Raw genomic sequence first — 255 nt, forward strand, 5'->3', positions numbered from 1 at the left:
TAGAGATAGGACGTTCCCCTTCGGGGGACAGAGTGACAGGTGGTGCATGGTTGTCGTCAGCTCGTGTCGTGAGATGTTGGGTTAAGTCCCGCAACGAGCGCAACCCTTGATCTTAGTTGCCAGCATTCAGTTGGGCACTCTAAGGTGACTGCCGGTGACAAACCGGAGGAAGGTGGGGATGACGTCAAATCATCATGCCCCTTATGACCTGGGCTACACACGTGCTACAATGGATGGTACAAAGGGCTGCAAGAC

Annotated in this window: 1 rRNA gene; it reads left to right on the top strand. The window is 54.1% G+C overall.

Annotated elements, in window-relative coordinates:
* Positions 1–255, top strand: a 16S ribosomal RNA gene (locus tag G6554_RS26460); the annotation flags it as partial.

It is taken from the genome of Bacillus sp. MM2020_4 (assembly GCF_011250555.1).
Classification (GTDB): Bacteria; Bacillota; Bacilli; order Bacillales; family Cytobacillaceae; genus Neobacillus.